The following is a 1,964-nucleotide window of genomic DNA, read 5'->3' on the forward strand; positions in this document are numbered from 1 at the left end:
CCCTGGCGGCGTCAATTTTCAGGGTTGCTTGTGCGGCGTACCGATGTACGCCTCCGCGCAAACCCTCGATTTCCTTGCCGGGCCTAAAAATTCCTCGTTTCCGAATTGGAAACCAATAGTGTCACATCCGGAGTTTCCGGATGGACACTATTTGATTGACTCGAGGTTTCCATGGCGTGCCGCATCAAGATTCTTTCCGAAAATCTGTCCAACAAGATTGCAGCGGGCGAGGTTGTCGAACGACCCGCCTCGGTGGTGAAGGAGATGGTCGAGAACTCCCTGGATGCGGGAGCGACCGAAATCGTGGTGGAAATTGAAGTCGGCGGAAAACGTCTCATCAAGGTCAGCGACAACGGATGCGGAATGTCCCGTGAAGATGCGATGCTGGCGCTGGAAAGGCACGCGACCAGCAAGATTGCGACCGACAACGATCTTCTTGCCATTTCGACCCTCGGCTTCCGGGGAGAGGCGCTTCCGTCCATAGCCTCCGTCTCCCGGTGTACCCTGTCGTCACGGGAGAAGGGAAGCGTTGAAGGAACGGAAATCTATGGCGAAGGCGGCGTGATTCGTCACGTAAAGGCCCGCGGCATGGCCGAAGGGACGGTCATCGAGGTCAGAAACCTGTTCTTCAATACCCCGGCCAGGCTTAAATTTCTGAAGAGTACGGAAACGGAAGCAGGGCATGTGTCCGACCATCTCACGCGGCTTGCCCTGTCCCGGCCCGATGTCAGGTTTGTCTATCTGAGCGACGGCAGGGTCGTGTTCCGTGCCCTGAACGGCGACCTCAGGGAAAGGGTCACTTCCCTGCTTGGAAGGACAATCGCATCAGAACTCTTTCCGGTGCTGTGCGAGGATGGAGAGATGAGAATTCACGGCCTCGCGGCCAGGCCTGAATGCAGCAGATCGACTGCCTCGCATCTGTTCACCTTCGTGAACGGGCGGTTTGTCCGGGATCGGGTCGTTCAGCACGCTGTCCTTCAGGCGTACCGGAGATTCCTGGAGAAAGGGCGGTATCCGGTAGCGGTACTTTTTCTCTCGCTCCCGACCGGAGACGTGGACGTGAATGTCCATCCCACCAAGCACGAGGTGCGTTTCCGCGAGCAATCCCGGGTCCACGACTTCATTGTTTCAGCCATTGAAGGCGAACTGCAGTCCACACCCTGGATACGGAAAGCGGTTTCGACCCCGGTTCCGCCGACCGCGGTTACTCAAACCGTTGCGGAACGGAAGGTGTCGGAGGTGCGCGAATCGTTGGGAGTCTACCAGGCCAGGCTGGAAACTCCTGTTTCACGGGAGCTTCCGTTACGTCATGAGACCGCCCGGCCCATGCCGCCGCGCACCTTGGCGGAGTCGCCGGGACAAGGGCGGGAGCAGGAGCACAACAAGGGGTTCTTTTCCTCGTTAACCGTTATAGGGCAGTACGCGGGCATATATCTCGTCTGCTCCGACGGGGAGGACCTCGTGCTCCTCGATCAGCATGCCGCCCACGAACGGGTTGCCTTTGAGCGTCTCCGACGGGAATTCACGAACGGCGCCGTGGAGTCGCAGGGCCTGCTCTTCCCGGAGGTCATGGAGTTCTCACTTGCCGAATCAACGGTGGTGGACGAACATCTCCCGGCCCTCCGCAAGCTGGGTTTCGTCCTGGAGGATTTCGGCGGTACGTCCAGGGTGGTCCAGTCGGTGCCGCGCATGCTTGCGGAAAGAGAATTCATCAGAGTCCTGCGGGATGTTGTCGAGGAGCTTTCCTCCCTCGGCCGCAGCAGGTCCTTCATGGACATCCAGGAGGATATCCTGATGCGGATGGCCTGCCACAGCGTCGTCAGGGGCGTGCACCCCCTTGCGCCGGTAGAGATTTCCGCGCTTCTTGCAGCGCTGGATTCCGTCGGCTTCGCCACCAATTGTCCCCATGGCAGGCCGGTGTTTCGCAGGATAAGCCGTTCGGACGTGGAAAAAATGTTCAAAAG

General features: G+C 59.0%; 1 protein-coding gene. It reads left to right on the forward strand.

Annotated features, from left to right (window positions below; all coding sequences use genetic code 11):
* Positions 1–171 precede the first annotated feature (171 nt).
* Positions 172–1,964, forward strand: a 1,793-nt coding sequence (gene mutL, locus Q1K49_RS01625; RefSeq protein ID WP_300522032.1) for a DNA mismatch repair endonuclease MutL, incomplete at its 3' end; no start/stop codon positions are given.

The organism is Aminiphilus sp., assembly GCF_029975095.1.
In the GTDB taxonomy this organism is placed as follows: domain Bacteria; phylum Synergistota; class Synergistia; order Synergistales; family Aminiphilaceae; genus Aminiphilus.